Here is a 17,951-nt window from a genome sequence, read left to right as displayed (position 1 = left end):
CTTCTTCTTCGTCCCCATGCTGCCCGTCTCGCTACCGGTTGATCGTGTTGTTCTGCGTGCCGCTGCCGAGAACCTGGCTGTCGGTGAACGTCGCGTTGCTGAAGTCGTTGTGCGTGCTCTGTGCCGGAGCCTGGGATCGAGCCTGCTCGACCAGAGCCTGCAGCTCAGCAGCCACCTGCTGCCGCTCTCCCTCCGGAAGCTGCTCGAGAAGCATCTCCAGACGGGTCTGCCAACGCGTCACCAGAACCGTCTGCACCCGCTCCGCCCCAACACCGTCGCCGACCGACTCCAACTCGGCCCGCGTCTGATCCAGTCGCTCCAACTCCGCCTGCTCACGACCCGTATCGCCGCGACCGAGGATCCGCGCCACGCCGCTGCGTATCCCGGCCCAGGCATCGGTCGCCGCCGCCTGCACAATCGCCCCGCCACCAGCCGCAGCCACAGCCATCAGACCCTCAACCAGCACGACAACACCTCCACAAACCAGCGGACAAGAAGCCCAGCGTAGGACGAGAGCCCTCGTCCGATCAGCCGAACCACAAACCTCCCCCTCTGGTACTTCATGCCTAAGCGGGCGCGCTGTAGTCACACGCTCCGGCTCTATGTGCTGGGAGGTGGAAGTAACCAGCAGTGCACTCTGGTCCCTCGATGGCGGGCAGGGCGCCGTCGTTCTTGAAGAGACCACCGCCGCGCGCGGTGGACTCTTCTGCGTTGCGGGCTGAGTCGCGATCTGAGAGGCGATGAGTCGCGATCCTCGTCTCGTGGGTACCCCCTCTGACCTGTACTGAGACGCGATGAGTCGCTTGAGTCGCAATAGATTCAGAAACTAGATGAAGTCCACCCGCAGACCTTCTGAACCCCGAGGGTGCACCTGCCGTCCGACGGTAGTCTCTGACGGCAACGTTGGCGTACTTGGTGGGCCAGGAGGATTCCCCTGCGCCAGGATCAGCTCCTGGTGTTGAGCATGGATGGGAGCCCGGCGGCATGCCCAGTGCGGCGGATGGAGTCGAGACAATCGGCGCGGTGTGCGAGCGCATTCCGCAGGAACTGATCGAGGCGGAGGCCGCCGCCCGGGTCAGCGCAGAGTGGAACGAGCACACGGAGTCCCGCACCAGCCGGCGCAACGGACACCGCGAGAGACGCTGGCCACGCCGGACACGATCGACGAGAACCACGCAAGTGCGATGCCGGACCACGTACACCTCACCCGGCCACGCGGCAGTCGGGTCAACTCGCCGAGTTGGTCAGGACGCAGTTCGGATAATCGTGGTCCGGATCGCCGACGGCGGCCCAGAGCTTCAGGACCTTGCCCTGCCTCAAGGCGGCGTAGGAGTCGGGCCCCCGCTCACCCGTTTCGGGGTGGGCGTGGTCGAAGGTCACGCCGACGAAGCTTTGCTCCTTGTTGGAGCCTTGCTCCCAGACGCCTGCTCCGGACCAGGTCAAACCCTCGTACCAGCCGACGGCGATGCAGACTTTGTCGGCGATGAACGTCCCGTCCTGCTTCAGCGTGAGGGTGCCGCCGTCTGCATCGGTCCACGTGGTCGCGACTTCGGCCGGCTTCAGAACGACCGGTTCGCCCTCAGGTGGCGGCAGGTCGTAGAGCCTGCCGCAGGCCGTGAGGGCAAGGGTCATGGCGAGCAAGATCAGCGCAGTACGACTGGAACGCAACACACTCCACCCCTAGCGGGTCCCGCAGGCCGCATGCGCGACCGATGGGCTCAAGAACCCACGCCGTACCCTGGCACGGAGTTTGAACATGTTCAAGTCTCGGTCGCCGGTGACCACACTTCACCGGGCATGAGGCAGAACAGCAGCGAAGTACCGCAACCACAGCGGTCAGTCACCGACGGACCGCCAATGACCCATGGATCCCATCCATCGCAAACCGCTTCCCGCCCCGGGACACGCGACAGTCCATGCCTTCACCATTTCACGCGACGGACACCACGACGGAGAACAGCCGCCCGCCGCTACACCCCACCAGGGGCCATGACCCGTAACTGACAGGCGCCTCTCCCCCGCTAGCCTGCGGCCGAGCAACGAACAAGGCCCAGGCTCCCGGTTCAGTGCCGGTGACCAGGGCCTTCGTCGTGCTACTTGCTGGTGGACACGGACGGTTTCGACCGAACATCTACTTTGCAAGTTCGATCAATTGCGGTGTCAGCGGTGGATGCCTGCTGAGCCATCGGTCATGAGAGGCAGTTCAAGGCTGCCCGCTTCCACTGCCGTTGATGTCAGGCCTGGATGTCAGCTGCCGAAACAGATCCGGATGCGGGCGGGGCTCCAGCGGGTCACGCGGCTCAGGTGGGCAACACCTCGGGCCCGACAACGGCAGCCCGCAGCGTTTCCACAAACTCCAGGCAGGAGCCGTATCGATCGTCAGGGGCCTTGGCCAGAGCAGTGCGCATCACATCATCAACATGCGGGGTGATCCCGGGCCGCCTCTGGGACAGGGGAGGCGGATCATCGTGCTGGTGCGCCCACATCAGCGCCGTGCATCCATCGCGTTGGAAAACTGGATCGCCGGCAATAGCTTCGTAGACAACGCAGGCCAGGGCGTAGAGGTCGGCGGCCCTGGTCACCGGATGGCCAGATATCTGCTCCGGCGCCACATAGTTGAGCGTGCCTGCGAACTGACCTGTTCGTGTGAAATTCTCCGTCAGTGTCCGTATGTCGATTCCGAAGTCCGTGAGGTAGGAATACTGTGGACGGTCCTCGTCGGCGCTGTTGACAACGAGGATGTTACCGGGACTGACATCACCATGCACCACTCCGCGCCTATGTGCGGAGTCAAGAGCCGATGCGACCTGCCCGGCAATGCGTATCGCACCGGCCACCGAGAGCGCTCCAGATTGATTGGGGAGTTCCCTCAAGTTCGGCGCAGCGATGTAGCGCATGGCGATGTAAAGCGATCCGTCTGCTTCTCCCGCCTCAAATACAGGCACAATATGCGGATGGTCTATCGCAGCGGTGATGCGATTATCATGCGCGAAGCGTCGGCGGAACGCTTCATTACGCCCCAGTCCCGGCGCCAGTATTTTCAGTGCCAGGGTGCGGTCCAGCCTGAGGTCCCTGGCTCGATAGACAATCCCAGTCCTTCCGCGCCCGATCTCGCTTTCCAGTTCATACCATGCAATATGCGCTCGGCTTGGGGCGGAAGGGTGACCATACGGCCCACTGCTATCCGGTATGCGTTCCATCAGCCACCACCTCGCAGGGCTAGGGCTAGCGCGATCCCATTTTATCTAGTCAGCGCCCGGCGTGCCTGTTGCCACACCGTCGGCGTGAAGCGGTAGGGGAGTGGGGCGTGAGACCGCTTCTACGGGTGGTCCAACCGGAATCGGCGCTTCTGCGGGAAGCGCTCTTGTTCGGGATCCAGGAAGTCGATCAAGTCCATCAGGGCAACCTGCAGCTCTACCAAGCGTGGATGCCGCCCCTCGAGCGAAGCCAGTGCGGCGATGCTGTCGGACAGACACGTGAACCAAGTGGCGAACTCTGGGTCAGATTCGAGTCGCGCACAGAACTCCGCGTATCCGATGCAGCCGTCGGCGTCTCCCCCCTCCTTGATGACGAGTTCCCCGATGGCCCTCTGGTCACTGCGAAATAATTGCAAGTGCCGATCCGGATAGGCGTCATCATTCAGAACACTTCCAATGCGTGCGAGCAGCGCCACAATTCTCCGGTTCGCCTCCTTGTTGCCGAGATCAAGGAAATAGATCCGGCGCCTGAGGATCTCGACCCATCCCAGGTACTCGGCAAGCACGTGCAGGGTGCTGCGCACTGCGTACAACTGGTCGCGAGGGTGCACGAAATACACTCTCAGAAATCTCTGCCCGGCGATATTGTAGAGGCGGGACTGGAAGTCGAAGGCGGCCCAGAGCAGGGGGTCACGAAAGCGGCTCATGACGTCCTGCCGCTCCTGCAAGCGGTTGCGTTCAGCGGTCTGTCGATCCAGATCGGATTTAAGGAAGGAATTCTTCCTGTTCACTCGCGAGCTATAGGCAACGCTTACCAGGGCCACAGCACCGGATAGGGAAGCGACAATCAGTTCCGTGTTCATGGCATCGCGTCGGACGGGGTCGAAGTGCAGGGCAGACGAGAGACTCGGCGCATCGGAATTTCTGACTACCCGAGACTGACATCGGTGCAAACAATTCTTGCGCTGAATGGAGGAGGCCGTCGGCGCGTCCGCTGACCTGGTGAGTTGGTGAGTTGCGGCATCCGCAGCGGACGCGGCTCCCGTGCCGTTGCCACGCGCGCCCCCCAGCCGCCGACACTTTGATCGCCCTGCTTTGGCCCTAGCCGGATCGGTCACGGGTCACTGACCCGGCGGCCTTGCCCGCGGCTAGCCCTGGCTCCCATCCCGTCTGCCGTCGACCCACACGTATGTGGAGTAGGCGCGGGTCCTGGCTCCCAGGTGGAGCGCGCCACTCTACGAACGACCTGGACGCCAGGACTCGTGTCTGCTCGGCTTGTCCAGGGGCGATGGCAGACGGGATGGGCCCCCTCACCACGGCGCTTCCCGCAGTCGCCCACGGGCCCCCGCCGTACCGGAGCCTGAGCGCCCCCGCCGGAGGCATCGTCCTGACCCGAACTTCGCGAACTCACCCGGTCACCCTCGGGGTTCACCACCCATCAAGCCGAGCCGTCGGGTGCCTTGATGCTGCCGATGTCTTACAGCTCGCCGACGCTGTACCTACCCGCTTTCGGGTGTTCATCCTGCTGGCGGCCTTCACCGGCCTTCGCTTCGGGGAGCTCGCCGCGCTTCAGCGCCATGATGTCGACCTCGATCGGCGAACCGTCGCCGTTCGGCGTGCCCTTGCCGAAACCCGCACCGACGGCATCCTGGTCAAGGCACCCAAGAGCGCGGCCGGTGTGCGGACCGTCGCCTTCCCGGCCTCCCTGGCGGAGAGCCTGGCCACTCATCTCGCCGTCTACGCCGAGCAGGGTCGCACCGGGCTGGTGTTCACCGGGGCACGCGGCGGGCAGCTGCGCCGGAACAACTTCCGCCGTCTGTGGCTGCAGGCCCTCAGGAAGACCGGCCTCGGAGACGTCCACTTCCACGATCTGCGCCACACCGGGAACACCCTCGCCGCGACCGGCGGCGCCACAACGCGTGAGCTGATGCAGCGGATGGGGCACTCGTCGGTGCGGGCCGCGCTGATCTATCAGCACTTGGTGAACGGCCGTGATCACGCGATCGCCGCCCACGTCGACGAGCAGATCAGGAAGGTCCGGCCGACGGAGACCGGCGAGGCATCTGGCACGTAACTGGCACGACACCTCTCCCCGCCGTCTCGGCTGAGGAACGAACAAGGCCCAGGCTCCCGGTTCAGTGCCGGTGACCTGGGCCTTCGTCGTGCTTCCTGCTGGTGGGCGCGGACGGTTTCGAACCGCCGACATCTGCTTTGTAAGTTCGGCGCATGTAGTGACTCCATCCGGTAGCCGCAACAGGTCGGACTGGCACCACGACAGGGGACACGAACCCGGCGACGAGCCGCCGCTTCAGATGAACGGGGTGCGACGGCAGGCGACGGGTGAGATGCATTTGGCGTGATCAGGCCTCATGCGCTTGAGTGTCCACGTCAAATCGATGATGAGTGCGAGGGGTTGACGTTGAGTAAGGCAGCACGGGGGATCGTGGCCGGAGTGGTGCTGATGGCCGTACTGACGGCGTGTGGTAGTTCGGACGACGGCCTGGATGCCTTCCGCGGGGAGGGCGACAACCCCCCGGTCACGCTGACGCCGGACATGGTCCGCACCGCTCTCCCCAGCAAGGCGAGCGCCCCCAAGGGCTTCGAGGGCGACGACATCGAGGTCGAGGTCGGCGACGAGGCCGTCGAGGCGTGCACCGGATCGACCGAGTCCAACTGCGGCGGGCTGCTCAGTATGGGCGGCACCGACTTCGACACGGATGACAGCGGCCGGAGCGACAGCTCCGAGTACAACGGTGAGGTCGTCTTCGGCATCCTGGCCTTCCAGAGCCCGGGCGACGCCAGCGCCACGTACAAAGCCCTGGTCACCGAGGAGCGCAGCAAGGCCGAGAAGGGCGGAAAGAAGGTGAAGCCGGTGGAGGTCGACGCGGGCGCCGAGGAGACCGAAGCCTTCGAGGACGCCGACGGCGAGACCATGGTCATGATGCGGATCGGCAGCGTCGTCGCCGTGGTGAACGGCGACGGCACCTTCGTGGAGAAGCCGAACTACAACGAGTTCGCGAAACTCCAGATCGACCGGCTGAAGAAGACCGCCCAGGGCATGAACCCCGACGCGTGATCGGCCCAGCCTCCAAAGCCCCGGCCCCGCGCGGCCGCCGGGCCGGGGCGGAGGCCGGGACGCATCCGAGGAGGAACGGCGGGTACCCGGCTGCGCGCCTTTCGCGTAAGCCGCGTGTGCCTCATTCACGCGCGTGATCTTGAGCATCCATGCGTGGCCGGCGAGACGATGCCAGTGTCCGTGCTGGTACGCGCGACGAATGCCTCAGATCGCCGGGATCGAAACGGGAGCCTGAGCCTTGTTCGTTGCTCGGCCGCGGGGGCGGGGCGTCTGTGGGCGCTACGGTTCGGATCACCCACACCGGAGGTCTCATGGCTGACTACGCCGCACATGCGCACAAGGCTCAGGAGCTGCTCGACGCTGCCGAGCGGGGAGAGAAGGGCCGGCTCTCTGCCGAGACACGCGTACGGATGGCTCAAGTCGAGGCGCTCCTCGCCCTCGCCGCCGCGATAGACAAGCAGGGGAAAGGCCCCCTGCCTCATCAGGGCTGACACCGATCACGCGCGATCGGAAGGGGCCCTGTGCTGTGCGAGGTTCGCTCTCCTGATGGCCTGGGGAGGGGGCAGGTCACACCTGCCCTGCTCGGGTCCGTGTGTGCCTGCGGCGCGTGTTCGGGTGGCGGCTCGTGCGTCGCGCATCCTCCGCCCCCGACTCCACTCCGAGCGGGGGCGGTTGCGTGTGATCGGATAGGCGCATGAGGACTCTGTACCTGTTCAGCAGCGCCGCGTCGCCCGTTTTCGACATCGCCCGCGTCGTCGAGGATGCCCAGGCCGACGGATGGGACGTCTGCCTCGGCCTGACGCCGACCGCCGCCCGCTGGCTCGACAGGTCCCTCGACGGCCTCGCCGCGCTCACCGGGCATCCCGTGCGCTGGGACTACAGGCTGCCGGGCGAGCCCGACGTGTGGCCGGAGGCGGACGCGATCCTCTTCGCGCCGGCCACGTTCTCCACGTTCAACGCCTGGGCGCTCGGGATCACGGACAAGTTCGTGGTGGGGGTCGTCGCCGAGGGGATCGGGAAGCGGATCCCGATGGTGGTGATGCCGTGCGTGAACGCGGCCTACGTCCAGCACCCGCAGTTCGAGCGGTCGGTGGAGACGCTTCGCGGCGCCGGGGTGACCGTGCTGTACGGGGACGGAGGGTTCGTGCCGAACCAGCCGGGCCAGGGCGATCCGGCGGCGTACCCGTGGCGGGCGGCGCTGGACGCCGTACGGGGCCTGCCGCCCCGCCCCTGACTCCCGGGCGCGATCAAGCCGCCCCCGTCAGCCCCCAGCCGCACCCGCCGGCGGCGGAGCGGCGCTCCTCCCACGCCGAGGCCGCCCCGAGCTGCTCCTCCGGCGCCCACGCCGCCCCCTTCCGCTCCGAGCTGGCCTTTCCATGCCGATGCCGCCCTGGGGAGGGACGGGAGGGGCGGCGTCGCTCAGTGGCGGCTACCGCGGCCCCGATCAAGCCGTCCGCTCAAGCCGTCCGATCAAGCCGTCCGATCAAGCCGTCCGATCAAGCCGTCCGATCAAGCCGCCGGCTCAAGCCACGGCACCTCGTCCCGTCGAGTCGCCGTGGCAGGCCGGTGCGTCAGGGGGTGCCGAGGTGGTGTTTGGCTACGTCTGCGACCGAGGAAGCCTCGTGGGTCGCCTGGGCCTTCAGGGATTCGTAGGTCTCGATCTCCGCGCCCTGGAAGGTGATGGACAGCCTTCGCTCCTCGCGGGTGGCCACGTGGGTGTGGGTGAGGGGGAAGGCCCAGAAGCAGGTCCCGCAGATCGACTCGTCCTTGGCCGCGAGGTTCGGGCAGTGTTCGCACGACCAGGACTTCGAGCGGTTGTCGGAGGCGCATACTGGCATGTAGTCCTCCAGCCGCAGCTCCGACTTGTCTCCGCCGATCAGGAAGGGGACCCGGTGGTCGGCCTGGAGTTCCCTGCTCTCGAACTCGCCGTCGCATATCCCGCATTTGTTTCCGAATTCCTTGTTCAAGGTCTCCCTGAACTTCTTCGGAATATTGATGCGGCCGGCTTTGCCGACCGTCATCTCCTCCACCAGCGTGTAGCGCGCGATCGTTCTGCCGGTGGAACTCTTGACATTGTCCTTCGCGACGGTCGCTCCCGCGTCCTTCAAGTCCCCGATCGCGCGAGGGGCGTGGTTGTAGCCCATTTCGGCCAATTGTTCCGTGGTCAGCGAGCCGAATTCGAGCAGGTGATCGCACGCTTTTCGGGCGCGTGACGTCATGGGCAGTGCTGTGATCCACGCAACGAATTCTTCGCTGTAGCTCGCCATGGCGAGACTATAGAGCGAAGATGATCATGAGGCTAGACCAGGCTGTCCTGGTGCCACGCCGTCTGTCCCATCCGCCTGTCGAGTTCCTCGGCACCGCCGAGGCGCCGTACCAGCGCGGGGGAGAGGTAGAGGGACTCCACCGTCGTCTTCTTCTTGCCCTGCAGCGTGGCCTGCGAAGACACGCCGGCGACGATGTGGCGGTGGGTCAGTCCGAGTTCGTCCGGCAGCGCGAAGCCGTACTTGTTGTCCGCCGTGACCACGTCGTACGAGACGATGAAGGACACGTCGTTGTCGACGGCCTTCCGGAGCGAGTCCGTGAAGGTGTCGCGGGTGAGGCCCTTGAGGTAGCGGTGGTCCGGGACGTCGCTCGTTCCCTGGTACGGGGGGTCCATGTAGACGAGGTCCTCAGCGTCCGCGTTCACGAGGGGATCCTCGTAGGAACCGGTGACGATCTCCGCCGTCCTCATCAGATTCGACGCGGCGAGAATGCGTTCCGACATCACCTTCGGGCGCGCGCCCAGTCGACGGTGATCGGCTCCCTGGTTGAACGCTCCGGTCTTGCTGTAGCGCACGGCCGCCTTGACGCATCGGCACAGGAGGTACAGAAGGAGATCCGGCTCTTGCGTCCGGTTGAACTTCTCCCGCGCCTCCAGGTAGTACGCGCGCGGATCCTCCTGCTGCTCGTGCCACATGTGTACGTACGAGGCGATGAGCTCGTCCGGCTCGCTCGCGATCATCCGCCAAAGGCCCATGAGAGGTGCGTTGACGTCCGAGATGCTCACATGGTCGGCGATGCCGTAATGGCGAGCGGCCAGGGAGATCGCCGCCGAGCCGGCGAATGGTTCCACGAGTCGCCGGAGTTTCCCGTCGGGGAAGAGCGAAAGGATCTGACCGGCCAGGATTCGCTTGCTTCCCTGATAGGGAAACGCCTGGACCACGGTGCGCGGGCCCTCTGTTTTCCAGGGGGTGTGCGGGGTGTCCAGGGAGGCCAGGGTCATGGGCGGCAGTCTACCGTCCGGCGTATCCGCCCCTGGTGTGCGCGAGAACACCGATCGGACCGCGCCGCATTCCGGGAGGCCCTCGGGGAGCGGCGAGGCGGCGGTGGGTGGGGAGTTGACCCTGCGCGTCCGGGGGCGGTGTACTCCCGGTATGGATGAGGTGGGGGACGCTCCGGACGCCGGGGTCGAGGGTGGAGCCATGACTCCACAGGGGTACATCGAGAGCCGGCTCGTGCAGTACCAGGAGTGGTACGACCGCAAGGCCACCAGGATGAAGGCCATGCATCTGCGGATGCGGACCGTCTCCGTCGTCGGCGGCGCGCTCGTGCCCGTGCTGGTCAATCTCGATCTGTCGTTCGCGAGAATCACGGCCACCGCGCTCAGTCTGATCGTCGTCGCCTCCGTCTCGCTGGAGAGCGTGTACCGGTACCGCGAGCAGTGGAAGAACTATCGGTCGACCGAGCAGCTGCTCGGGCACGAGCGGGTCTATTTCCAGGCCAAAGTCGGGCCCTACCGGAACCTCACCGAGCGGGATTCCTTCACCACGCTGGTCGCCCGCGTCGAGAAGGCCATCGCCAACGAGAATTCCGCGACCCTCAACGTCATGACCCTCGGCGGGCAGGTCAACGCCGACATGCAGCAGAACGGTGTGCCGGCACCCAGGCCCGAGGCCGGGACCGCGGCAGGCGGAGGCTGATGGACGACGACGCGCTGCGGATCACCGTGCTCGGATCCGCCACGCCCTACCCCAGGCCGGGGAACCCCTGCTCCGGATATCTCGTCGAGGGCGGCGACGTCCGCGTATGGGTGGACGCCGGCAGTGGATCGCTCGGGGAGCTGCAGCGGTACACCGGGCTCGGCCGGATCGATGCCGTGTGGATCTCCCATCTGCATGCCGATCACTGCTCCGACCTGCTCACCGCGTACTACGCGCTCCTCTACGCCGACATCCGGCTCGATGCGCCGATTCCCCTCTACGGTCCGGCCGGCATCGCCGATCGGCTCGCCGCGTTCCTGACCAACGGGCCGCGGCGCAGTCCCGTCGAGGACGCCTTCGCCGTCGAGGAGTTGTACGACGGGCATGAGGCTCGGATCGGCGGCCTCGGTCTGTTTGCCCGCGCCGTCGAACACGGTGGGATGCCCGCCTTCGCGCTCCGGATCGAGGACCGGGACGGGCGCCGGATCGCGTACTCCGGCGACTGCGAACCCGGCCCCGCCCTCACCGAACTCGCCCGCGACTGCGAGCTGTTCGTCTGCGAGGCCGACGGCGAGGGGGCCGGGCACCACTCGGCCGAGCAGGCGGGGAGGACGGCCGTCGACGCGGGCGTCGGCAGGCTGGTCGTGACCCACGTGGGGCCCGGTATCGAGCCCGAGCACGCCGTGGCCGTCGCCGGCCGGGTCTTCGCGGGCGAGGTCGAGTACGCCGCGCCCGGCGCCGTGTTCGCCGTCAGGCGTCGAAGTCGTACTCCAGGACGTACGACGCCGAGTCCAGCGTCATCTCGTTGAGCTCCACCGCAACCCCCTTGTCCGTGAAGGCGGTACGGCCGATCAGGATCACCGGCGTCCCGAACCCCAGGGAGAGGCGGGTGGACTCGTCGGCCGTGGGCATCCGGCAGCGGATCTCCTCGCGGAAGTGGACCGGCTGGTGACCGAGTTCGGTCAGCCGGGCGTAGGTGCCTCCCGGGCCCGTGTCCGGAGCCGTGATCGGGGTGCCCTGGGCGAGGGTGGCCGACAGGTAGGAGACGGAGAGCAGGACCGGCTTGTCGTCCAGGACGAAGCGGCGGCTGCGGACGCAGACCGGGGAGTCCGGCGGCAGGCCCAGCGCCGTGGCCACCCGCGTGTTCGCCACCGCCTCGCCGACCTCGATCTGGTCCACGACCAGAGCCCGGTCCTCGATGTCCGCCGACCAGACCGAGCGGCCCGTGCCCCAGTGGTCCTGCGCGAGCCGGGGGATGCCCCGCCGGCGCAGCGGGCGGAAGGAGCGGACGAAGACCCCGGCGCCCTTGCGCGCCTCGGCCAGACCCTCGTTGCGGAGGACGGACAGGGCCTGGCGGGCCGTCATCCGGGCCACGTCGTACGTGGTCATCAGATCGTTCTCGCCGGGGAGCCGGTCGCCGGGGGCGAAGGCGCCTGACTGGATGGCGGTTCTCAACTCGTCGGCGATGCGCTGGTACTTGGGCCGACGACCGCTGTCCTGGTCAGTCATGGGTGGACCACTCCCTTCGTTGCGGGACACCCTACGGCGCGCTCGGACGAGCGGATGCACGTGTGCGCGCCGACCCGTGCGGTCGATCCATCCATCGGGGGACATCTCTAGAGATACGTTGACAGGGAGGAGTCGGCGGGTTTCTCTGGGTGTATCTCTAGAGATCTGGAGCTCCGGGACGGAGGGGATGCGTGCAACCACTGCCCGAGGTCGGTGACCTCGTCCGTGACGCCGCCACCGGGCGGGTCGGTTTCTATGTGGACAGCGTCGCCGGCCGGTTTCTGATCCGGCCCGTCCACGGCGGCTGCGAGTGGGAGGCCGAACCCGGGGACGTACAGCTCGCCACGCCCATGCGGGAGCTGCGGGCCCGCGCCGCCGAGATCAACGCGCGGAGCAGACGGGGTCTCGGGACCTGACCCGCCGACGTCGCGACGGCCGGCCCTGCCGCCCGGACCCGCTTCACCATCCGGGCCGCCACGCCGCCCGGGCCCGCCAAGGCATGACGGGATCTGGCGTTGTCAGTGGGGCGCGTCACACTGGAGACATGTGCCGCAGCATCAAGACTCTCCGACCGCCTGCCCTGCCCGAAGAGGCCACCGAGGAGGACATCCGCGCCGCCTCCCTGCAGTACGTACGCAAGGTCTCCGGCTTCCACCACCCCGCCGCGCACAACCGCGAGGTGTTCGACCGGGCCGTGGACGAGATCGCCGCCGCGACCGAGCGGCTCCTCGACGGCCTGGAGGTGCGCGGGCTCAGGAAGCCGGCGCGGGAGCCGCAGCCGGACGCCGTATGACATAGGCCGCGAGGGCACCCGCCAGGAAGAGCGCGAGGATCGAGACCCCCGCGCCGATCCAGGTCGCGCCCAGCCACAGCCCGCCGAACCAGCCGAGTGCCACGCTGTAGCCCGCCCAGGCCACGCCCGCGAGCGCCGACCACGGCAGGAACTCCACGATCCGGCGCCTGGCCGCGCCCGCGCCCAAGGAGACCACCGAGCGGCCCGCGGGGGCGAAGCGGGCGATCACCACGAGCAACCCTCCGCCGCGTGCCAGAGCCACGCCGAGACGTTCCTGCGCGACGGTCAGCCGACGTGAGCGCGCGATGGCCCGGTCGAGCCTGGCTCCGCCGCGCCAGGCCAGTCGGTACGCGACGAAGTCACCGAGTACGGAGGCCGTGGCCGCGCAGAGGAGGAGGGGGAGCACGGAGGGGACGTCGGGGGAGGCCGCCGTGGCGGTCGCCGCCGCCGTCGCGGCCGTGATCACGAGGACCCCGCTCGGCAGCACCGGCAGGAAGACGTCGAGAAGCACCGACGTGGCCACCACCGCGTAGATCCACGGGCCCGCGGTCAGCGACCGCAGTGACCCGATGCTGTCGAGCACATTCACAGCGCCAGAGCCTACGCGGGCGCGGTGTCCGAAAACGGGGCAGGGGCCGGAAACCGCACAAGCGGAATCCGGCCCCTGTCCTACGGGAAGTCAGGCCGCGACCGGAGCACCCTGCTTCTCGCGCTGCGCCGCCTCGGCGCCGCGGGGGGCGCCGAAGAGCCGGTCGAGCGCCAGCGCGCCCGGGCCGGTGAAGACGAGCAGGAGGAACGCCCAGCAGAACAGCGCCGCGGACTCGCCGCTGTTCTGGAGCGGGAAGAGCGCCTCGGGCTGGTGGACCTTGAAGTACGCGTACGCCATCGAGCCGGAGGCGAGGAACGCGGCGGTACGGGTGCCCAGGCCGACGAGGACCAGCACGCCCGCGACCAGCTGGATCACGGCCGCGTACCAGCCCGGCCAGGTGCCGGTGGGCACGGTGCCACCGCCCATCGCGCCGCCGAGGACACCGAAGAGCGAGGCGGCGCCGTGGCAGGCGAAGAGCAGGCCTATGACGATCCGGAACAGGCCGAGCGCGTACGGCTGCACCTGATTCAGGCGGTTCGACAGGTTGTTCATGGGGACGGGACTCCTTCGGTCGGGTCCGCTTCCGGGGAAACGGAACGTGGGGGACGGAACCGATGAGGCCGTCAGGTTAGGCACCCCTCAGTAGTACTTGCAAGTTCAACATTCAGTCATTCGAAGATCTGTGGCGATCGTCACGCGGCCCCGGGCGGCGGCGGGGCCGGTGCTCAACTTCCGCTGAGGGTCCGTTCGTCCACGGTCACCAGGCGGCCTCCCCGGCGGGCCTGAGTGAGCGTCAGGTGGGCCGAGCGGCCGCGCAGGGCGAGGGTCATCAGCTGGTTGCCGAACCAGGGGCCGCCCGTTCTGCGCCAGCCGACCGGCGCGGGGCCCGCGTGGGCGTGCCGCGCGAGGACGCGGCCCAGCCAGCGGCCCGGGCGGCTCCAGCCGAAGCGGAAGCCCAGACGTACCGAGAGCGGAATCGCGTTGTGGAGCGGCGAGCAGGTCAGCTGTGTCACCCGTGCCTCGGGTTCGCCGTCGGGCCATCGGGGCTCCGCCACATACGCGTGGTGGACGTCCCCGGACAGGACGCACACGGTCGCCGGGGCCTGTGGACCGCTGCCCGCCTCCGCCAGCAGGCGGGTCAGGGCCTCGAAGGACGACGGGAACGCCGCCCAGTGCTCCAGGTCCGCCCGCTGCCGCAGGTCCTCCGCGAACCGCGCCCATCGCCCGCCCGGCCCGCTCCGTACACCTCGGCACAGTGCCGCGTTCCAGGTCTCCGCGTCATGGATCAGCGGCGGCAGCAGCCAGGGAAGAGAAGTGCCCACGAGGAGGTGGTCGTACGAGCCCCGGTCGGCCAGCGCCTGTTCACGGACCCAGGCCGCCTCGGCCTCGTCCAGCATCGCCCGTCCGTCCTCCCGCAGGACGCGGGCCGCCCGGGTGTCGATCATCAGCAGCCGGGTCCGGCCGAAGTCACGACGGTAACTCCAGCGCACGCGCGCCGGATCGGCGTCCGCCTCGGCCACGAACCGCCGCAGCGCGTCCGTGCCGTCGGGCGAGCCGCACACCTCGGCGTACAGGGGATCGGCGGCGAGCTCCGCGGGGGAGAGGTTGCCGAGGTGCTGGTAGACCCAGTACGACATCAGTCCGCTCAGCACCCGCTCGCTCCACCAGTGCGTGGCACGCATCCGCGTCAGCCAGGCGGCGCTGGTGTTCCAGTCGTCGATGATGTCGTGATCGTCGAAGATCATGCAGCTCGGGACGGTGGAGAGCAGCCAGCGGACCTCGGGGTCCTGCCAGGACTCGTCGTAGAGCCGGGTGTACTCCTCGTACTCGCCGACCTCCGAGCCCGGAGGGTCGCGCGGATCCCGGCGGGCGGCGAGCCAGCGGCGGGTGTCGGCCGAGGTCTCGTCCGCGTACACCTGGTCGCCCAGGAGCAGGAGCACGTCGGGGCGTTCGGCATCCGGACGGTCGGCCAGGTGCGTGGCGAGGGTGTCGAGGGCGTCCGGGCCGACCGGGTCGTGGCCGGTCGCGGGCTTCGCCGCCCAGCGGCACGATCCGAAGGCCACGGAGACCCCGTCACCGGGGGCGGGTGTGCGGATGGCGCTCGGGGGGAAGCGGGAGTCGGGCAGGGGCCAGACCCGGCGGCCGTCCAGCCGTATCTCGTACTCCGTCGCCGTGCCCGGCGTCAGGCCGGTCACCGGGATCAGGGCGTAGTGGTGGCCGGCGATCTGGAACGTACGCGTGCTGCCGCCGGCGCCGGACGCGCACCGGGCCTCCGCCGTACACGGGCGGTCGGCCTCGATCCAGATCGTCGCGGAGTCGCCCGTCACCCCGTCGACGTACCGCAGCAGTGGTCCGATTCTGAGCCCGGCCGCCATCGTGATCCCCCTCCGTCGTCCCGCCGTACGGTACGGAACGACGGAGGGGCGCAGGAAGCGTTCTCAGCAGCCGTTCAGGACGGACTGGAGGGCGCTCTTCTCGGCCGAGTCGACGCTCAGGCCCCAGTAGTACTTCGTGTGGACCCAGGCGCGGACGTAGGTGCAGCGGTACGAGGTGCGCGACGGCAGCCACTCGGCGGGGTCCTGGTCGCCCTTGGACTGGTTGACGTTGTCCGTGACGGCGATGAGCTGCGGACGGGTCAGGTCGTTGGCGAACTGCTGGCGCTTGGCCGTCGTCCAGGAGTTCGCTCCCGAGCGCCATGCCTCGGCGAGCGGCACCATGTGGTCGATGTCGAGGTCGGAGGCGACGGTCCAGGTCGCGCCGTCGTACTCGGAGAACCAACTGCCGCTGACCGCGGCGCAGCTGGAGTCCTGGACGACGTTCACGCCGTCGCGCTTCAGGACGACCTCGCGGGTGTTGCAGGCGCCGGACTGGGTGATCCAGTGCGGGAAGAGATCACGGCTGTAGCCGGTGGAGGAACCTTCCGCCTTCACGGTGAGGGAGGCGAGGTAGGTACGGGCGGTGGCCGCGCTGACCGGCGTGGGCATGGCGGCCTGCGCGGTGGGGGCGGTGGCGAGGAGACCCGTGACGGAGAGGGCGGCGGTGGCGGCGAGAACGGTCGTGCGGCGGCCTATTCGACGCGCGTAGACACTTGCGGCAAGCATGTGAACTCCCTGGGAATGGGGGGACCTTGGCCACGCCGTCCCCGGGCGGGGTGCCGGGCGGCCAGGTCAGCGTGATGGCGCCAGGTTTCGGTGGGGGGTGCGCCAGGTAACAGGGTGGCGACATGGGCACGTCATATCAAGGGTGATGGAACGACAGTTCCGTTTCTCGGCCCTAGGGTTGGCATGTGCTTCTGGACGTGAACATCACCTTTGCGGTGGTTCTGGCTGTTCTGCTTGCCGTCGCCGCGGGCGTCGTCGCGCTCGCCCGGCTCGGCCGCGCCCGCGACACGCTGATCGCCGGTGGGCGTGCGGCGGTCCAGCTGATCGCGGTGTCCCTCGTGATCGGCTGGGTGATGCGGTATCTGCCGCTGCTGCTGGGGTTCCTGCTGCTGATGTACGGGGTGGCGGTGTGGACGGCCGGGCGACGGGTGGTGCCGGCCCCTGGGCGCGGCTGGTGGTGGGCCGGTGTGCCGATCGCGGCGGGTGTGGTGCCGGTCGTCGGAGCGCTCGTGCTCACCGGCCTCGTACCGGTGCGGGGTATCGCGCTCATCCCGGTGACCGGCATCCTCATCGGCGGCGCGCTGACGGCCACGGTGCTGGGCGGGCGGCGCGCGCTGGACGAACTGGAGACGCGGCGCGGCGAGGTGGAGGCGGGACTCGCCCTGGGCCTCGCCGAGCGGGAGGCGCGCCTGGAGGTGGCGCGGCGGGCGGCGTCGGACGCGCTGCTGCCGGGTCTCGATCAGACGCGGACGGTGGGGCTCGTCACGCTGCCGGGCGCGTTCGTGGGGATGCTGCTGGGCGGTGCGTCACCGTGGGAGGCGGGGGCGGTGCAACTGTTCGTGCTGGTGGCGCTGTTGGTGGTCCAGGCGGTGGCGGTGGCCGTGGTCCTGGAGCTGGTGGCGCGGGGGGCCTTGGCGCGCGGCTGACCGGGCCGGCGGGGCGGCGCCTTCGTGTGGGCGCTCGGCGGGCGCCGTCGGGCGGGCGCCGGGCGTTACGCCGAGAACGTCAGGTGGAGGGTGCCGTCGGCCGTCTGTGTCACCGTGAGCGTCGTGAGGTCCATGACGTGGACGTCCGGGGCGAAGGCCGCCGCCCTCGGGCCCACGCCCACGACCCGCATCCCGGCCGCGCGTCCCGCCTGTATCCCGGCCTCGGAGTCCTCGAAGACCACGCAGTCCGCCGGGTCGAAGCCCAGTTCCGCCGCGCCCTTGAGGAAGCCCTCCGGGTCCGGCTTGCTCGCGCCGACCAGCTCCGCCGTGACGCGGGTCTCCGGCATGCGCAGCCCCGCCGCGCCCATCCGGGCCTGGGCGAGGGCCTCGTCCGCCGAGGTCACCAGGGCATGCGGGAGACCGGCGATGGCGTCCATGAAGGCCGGGGCGCCCGGGACGGGGACGACGCCGTCGACGTCGGCGGTCTCCTCGGCCAGCATCACGCGGTTGTCCGCGTAGTTCTGCTCCATGGGCCGGTCCGGGAGGAGGACGGCCATCGTCGCGTACCCCTGGCGGCCGTGGACCACCTTCAGCGCCTGCTCCGGGTCCAGCCCGTGCCGTATCGCCCATCGGCGCCAGCAGCGCTCGACGACGGCGTCCGAGTTGACGAGGGTGCCGTCCATGTCGAGCAGGAGGGCGCGGGTCGTGAGCGTTGCCGGGGTGGTGGCGGGCATCGACGGTCTCCAAAAGGGGTGGGAGGAGAACAGAGTGGTCCCGCCCACCGGTCAGGGAGTGCGA

The 17,951-nt window shown here is 68.6% G+C and carries 21 protein-coding genes; 9 read left to right on the top strand and 12 right to left on the bottom strand.

Annotation, left to right across the window (positions count from 1 at the left end; translation table 11 throughout):
- Positions 1–31 precede the first annotated feature (31 nt).
- The 4 genes from ACFQ7Q_RS07675 to ACFQ7Q_RS07660 all read right to left on the bottom strand — a co-directional run bounded on the left by ACFQ7Q_RS07675 (position 32) and on the right by ACFQ7Q_RS07660 (position 3,988).
- Complete coding sequence (locus tag ACFQ7Q_RS07675) at positions 32–466, bottom strand: hypothetical protein (RefSeq protein ID WP_383551038.1); 435 nt, start codon at positions 464–466, stop codon at positions 32–34.
- Positions 467–1,227: 761 nt separating this feature from the next.
- A complete protein-coding gene (locus ACFQ7Q_RS07670) occupies positions 1,228–1,632 on the bottom strand; it encodes a hypothetical protein (RefSeq protein ID WP_383551036.1) in 405 nt (134 codons plus the stop codon).
- 668 nt (positions 1,633–2,300) lie between these two features.
- Positions 2,301–3,200 carry a serine/threonine-protein kinase gene (locus ACFQ7Q_RS07665; RefSeq protein ID WP_383551034.1) on the bottom strand — a complete coding sequence of 300 codons (900 nt, stop codon included), beginning with the start codon at positions 3,198–3,200 and terminating at the stop codon, positions 2,301–2,303.
- 119 nt (positions 3,201–3,319) lie between these two features.
- Positions 3,320–3,988 carry a hypothetical protein gene (locus ACFQ7Q_RS07660; protein ID WP_383551032.1) on the bottom strand — a complete coding sequence of 223 codons (669 nt, stop codon included), beginning with the start codon at positions 3,986–3,988 and terminating at the stop codon, positions 3,320–3,322.
- A 722-nt stretch (positions 3,989–4,710) separates the two neighbouring features.
- Between ACFQ7Q_RS07660 and ACFQ7Q_RS07655 the strand changes: the two genes are divergently transcribed.
- The 4 genes from ACFQ7Q_RS07655 (at position 4,711) to ACFQ7Q_RS07640 (ending at position 7,507) form a co-directional block, all read left to right on the top strand.
- Entirely contained in the window at positions 4,711–5,271 is a 561-nt protein-coding gene (locus ACFQ7Q_RS07655; protein ID WP_383551030.1) for a tyrosine-type recombinase/integrase, read from the top strand.
- Positions 5,272–5,616: 345 nt separating this feature from the next.
- Complete coding sequence (locus ACFQ7Q_RS07650) at positions 5,617–6,273, top strand: hypothetical protein (protein ID WP_383551028.1); 657 nt, start codon at positions 5,617–5,619, stop codon at positions 6,271–6,273.
- Between the two features lie 311 nt (positions 6,274–6,584).
- Entirely contained in the window at positions 6,585–6,764 is a 180-nt protein-coding gene (locus ACFQ7Q_RS07645) for a hypothetical protein (RefSeq protein WP_383551026.1), read from the top strand.
- 203 nt (positions 6,765–6,967) lie between these two features.
- The gene (locus ACFQ7Q_RS07640; protein ID WP_383551024.1) at positions 6,968–7,507 is read left to right on the top strand and encodes a flavoprotein; all 540 of its coding nucleotides are present in this window, start codon (positions 6,968–6,970) and stop codon (positions 7,505–7,507) included.
- Between the two features lie 337 nt (positions 7,508–7,844).
- On the opposite strand, the gene ACFQ7Q_RS07635 is transcribed toward ACFQ7Q_RS07640, so the two are convergent.
- Entirely contained in the window at positions 7,845–8,540 is a 696-nt protein-coding gene (locus tag ACFQ7Q_RS07635) for a hypothetical protein (RefSeq protein WP_383551022.1), read from the bottom strand.
- Between the two features lie 32 nt (positions 8,541–8,572).
- Positions 8,573–9,538 (bottom strand): DNA adenine methylase, encoded by a 966-nt coding sequence (locus ACFQ7Q_RS07630; protein WP_383551020.1) that lies wholly within the window; start codon positions 9,536–9,538, stop codon positions 8,573–8,575.
- A gap of 199 nt (positions 9,539–9,737) precedes the next feature.
- Between ACFQ7Q_RS07630 and ACFQ7Q_RS07625 the strand changes: the two genes are divergently transcribed.
- Together ACFQ7Q_RS07625 and ACFQ7Q_RS07620 are read left to right on the top strand one after the other, a co-directional pair.
- Positions 9,738–10,235 (top strand): DUF4231 domain-containing protein, encoded by a 498-nt coding sequence (locus tag ACFQ7Q_RS07625; protein ID WP_383551018.1) that lies wholly within the window; start codon positions 9,738–9,740, stop codon positions 10,233–10,235.
- Positions 10,235–11,044: an MBL fold metallo-hydrolase gene (locus ACFQ7Q_RS07620; protein WP_383551016.1), complete on the top strand. Its 810-nt coding sequence runs from the start codon at positions 10,235–10,237 to the stop codon at positions 11,042–11,044. Before ACFQ7Q_RS07625 ends, ACFQ7Q_RS07620 begins: the two co-directional genes overlap by 1 nt.
- On the opposite strand, the gene ACFQ7Q_RS07615 is transcribed toward ACFQ7Q_RS07620, so the two are convergent.
- Positions 10,986–11,744 (bottom strand): GntR family transcriptional regulator, encoded by a 759-nt coding sequence (locus tag ACFQ7Q_RS07615; protein WP_383551014.1) that lies wholly within the window; start codon positions 11,742–11,744, stop codon positions 10,986–10,988. The two genes, ACFQ7Q_RS07620 and ACFQ7Q_RS07615, sit on opposite strands and share 59 nt — an antisense overlap.
- A gap of 191 nt (positions 11,745–11,935) precedes the next feature.
- Here ACFQ7Q_RS07615 and ACFQ7Q_RS07610 point away from each other — a divergent pair, with 191 nt between their 5' ends.
- Together ACFQ7Q_RS07610 and ACFQ7Q_RS07605 are read left to right on the top strand one after the other, a co-directional pair.
- On the top strand, positions 11,936–12,160 hold the full coding sequence (locus ACFQ7Q_RS07610) for a hypothetical protein (RefSeq protein ID WP_329121053.1): 225 nt from the start codon (positions 11,936–11,938) through the stop codon (positions 12,158–12,160).
- 128 nt (positions 12,161–12,288) lie between these two features.
- On the top strand, positions 12,289–12,537 hold the full coding sequence (locus tag ACFQ7Q_RS07605; RefSeq protein WP_383551012.1) for a DUF2277 domain-containing protein: 249 nt from the start codon (positions 12,289–12,291) through the stop codon (positions 12,535–12,537).
- Here ACFQ7Q_RS07605 and ACFQ7Q_RS07600 read toward each other — a convergent pair.
- The 4 genes from ACFQ7Q_RS07600 to ACFQ7Q_RS07585 form a co-directional block, all read right to left on the bottom strand.
- On the bottom strand, positions 12,497–13,120 hold the full coding sequence (locus ACFQ7Q_RS07600; protein ID WP_383551184.1) for a DedA family protein: 624 nt from the start codon (positions 13,118–13,120) through the stop codon (positions 12,497–12,499). The two genes, ACFQ7Q_RS07605 and ACFQ7Q_RS07600, sit on opposite strands and share 41 nt — an antisense overlap.
- A gap of 96 nt (positions 13,121–13,216) precedes the next feature.
- Positions 13,217–13,669: a DoxX family protein gene (locus ACFQ7Q_RS07595; RefSeq protein WP_383551182.1), complete on the bottom strand. Its 453-nt coding sequence runs from the start codon at positions 13,667–13,669 to the stop codon at positions 13,217–13,219.
- Positions 13,670–13,851: 182 nt separating this feature from the next.
- A complete protein-coding gene (locus ACFQ7Q_RS07590; protein ID WP_383551010.1) occupies positions 13,852–15,501 on the bottom strand; it encodes an alkaline phosphatase D family protein in 1,650 nt (549 codons plus the stop codon).
- 63 nt (positions 15,502–15,564) lie between these two features.
- Positions 15,565–16,227, bottom strand: a complete 663-nt coding sequence (locus ACFQ7Q_RS07585) for an HNH endonuclease family protein (RefSeq protein WP_383551008.1) — start codon at positions 16,225–16,227, stop codon at positions 15,565–15,567.
- A 185-nt stretch (positions 16,228–16,412) separates the two neighbouring features.
- Here ACFQ7Q_RS07585 and ACFQ7Q_RS07580 point away from each other — a divergent pair, with 185 nt between their 5' ends.
- Positions 16,413–17,153 carry an ABC transporter permease gene (locus ACFQ7Q_RS07580; RefSeq protein WP_383551006.1) on the top strand — a complete coding sequence of 247 codons (741 nt, stop codon included), beginning with the start codon at positions 16,413–16,415 and terminating at the stop codon, positions 17,151–17,153.
- A gap of 65 nt (positions 17,154–17,218) precedes the next feature.
- On the opposite strand, the gene ACFQ7Q_RS07575 is transcribed toward ACFQ7Q_RS07580, so the two are convergent.
- Positions 17,219–17,887, bottom strand: a complete 669-nt coding sequence (locus tag ACFQ7Q_RS07575) for an HAD-IA family hydrolase (RefSeq protein WP_383551004.1) — start codon at positions 17,885–17,887, stop codon at positions 17,219–17,221.
- Between the last annotated feature and the right edge of the window lie 64 nt (positions 17,888–17,951).

The organism is Streptomyces sp. NPDC056527 (genome assembly GCF_042794475.1).
In the GTDB taxonomy this organism is placed as follows: Bacteria; Actinomycetota; Actinomycetes; order Streptomycetales; family Streptomycetaceae; genus Streptomyces.
The sequence above is the reverse complement of the archived record's forward strand: the minus strand, read 5'-3'. Positions and strand labels throughout refer to the sequence as shown.

Bases quoted from the DNA above. Each gene is read 5' to 3' on its own strand.
- ACFQ7Q_RS07645 (WP_383551026.1), top strand. From the start codon at position 6,585: ATGGCTGACTACGCCGCACATGCGCACAAGGCTCAGGAGCTGCTCGAC.
- ACFQ7Q_RS07590 (WP_383551010.1), bottom strand. From the start codon at position 15,501: ATGGCGGCCGGGCTCAGAATCGGACCACTGCTGCGGTACGTCGACGGG.
- ACFQ7Q_RS07640 (WP_383551024.1), top strand. From the start codon at position 6,968: ATGAGGACTCTGTACCTGTTCAGCAGCGCCGCGTCGCCCGTTTTCGAC.
- ACFQ7Q_RS07575 (WP_383551004.1), bottom strand. From the start codon at position 17,887: ATGCCCGCCACCACCCCGGCAACGCTCACGACCCGCGCCCTCCTGCTC.
- ACFQ7Q_RS07585 (WP_383551008.1), bottom strand. From the start codon at position 16,227: ATGCTTGCCGCAAGTGTCTACGCGCGTCGAATAGGCCGCCGCACGACC.
- ACFQ7Q_RS07630 (WP_383551020.1), bottom strand. From the start codon at position 9,538: ATGACCCTGGCCTCCCTGGACACCCCGCACACCCCCTGGAAAACAGAG.
- ACFQ7Q_RS07615 (WP_383551014.1), bottom strand. From the start codon at position 11,744: ATGACTGACCAGGACAGCGGTCGTCGGCCCAAGTACCAGCGCATCGCC.
- ACFQ7Q_RS07605 (WP_383551012.1), top strand. From the start codon at position 12,289: ATGTGCCGCAGCATCAAGACTCTCCGACCGCCTGCCCTGCCCGAAGAG.
- ACFQ7Q_RS07665 (WP_383551034.1), bottom strand. From the start codon at position 3,200: ATGGAACGCATACCGGATAGCAGTGGGCCGTATGGTCACCCTTCCGCC.
- ACFQ7Q_RS07670 (WP_383551036.1), bottom strand. From the start codon at position 1,632: ATGACCCTTGCCCTCACGGCCTGCGGCAGGCTCTACGACCTGCCGCCA.
- ACFQ7Q_RS07620 (WP_383551016.1), top strand. From the start codon at position 10,235: ATGGACGACGACGCGCTGCGGATCACCGTGCTCGGATCCGCCACGCCC.
- ACFQ7Q_RS07625 (WP_383551018.1), top strand. From the start codon at position 9,738: ATGACTCCACAGGGGTACATCGAGAGCCGGCTCGTGCAGTACCAGGAG.
- ACFQ7Q_RS07635 (WP_383551022.1), bottom strand. From the start codon at position 8,540: ATGGCGAGCTACAGCGAAGAATTCGTTGCGTGGATCACAGCACTGCCC.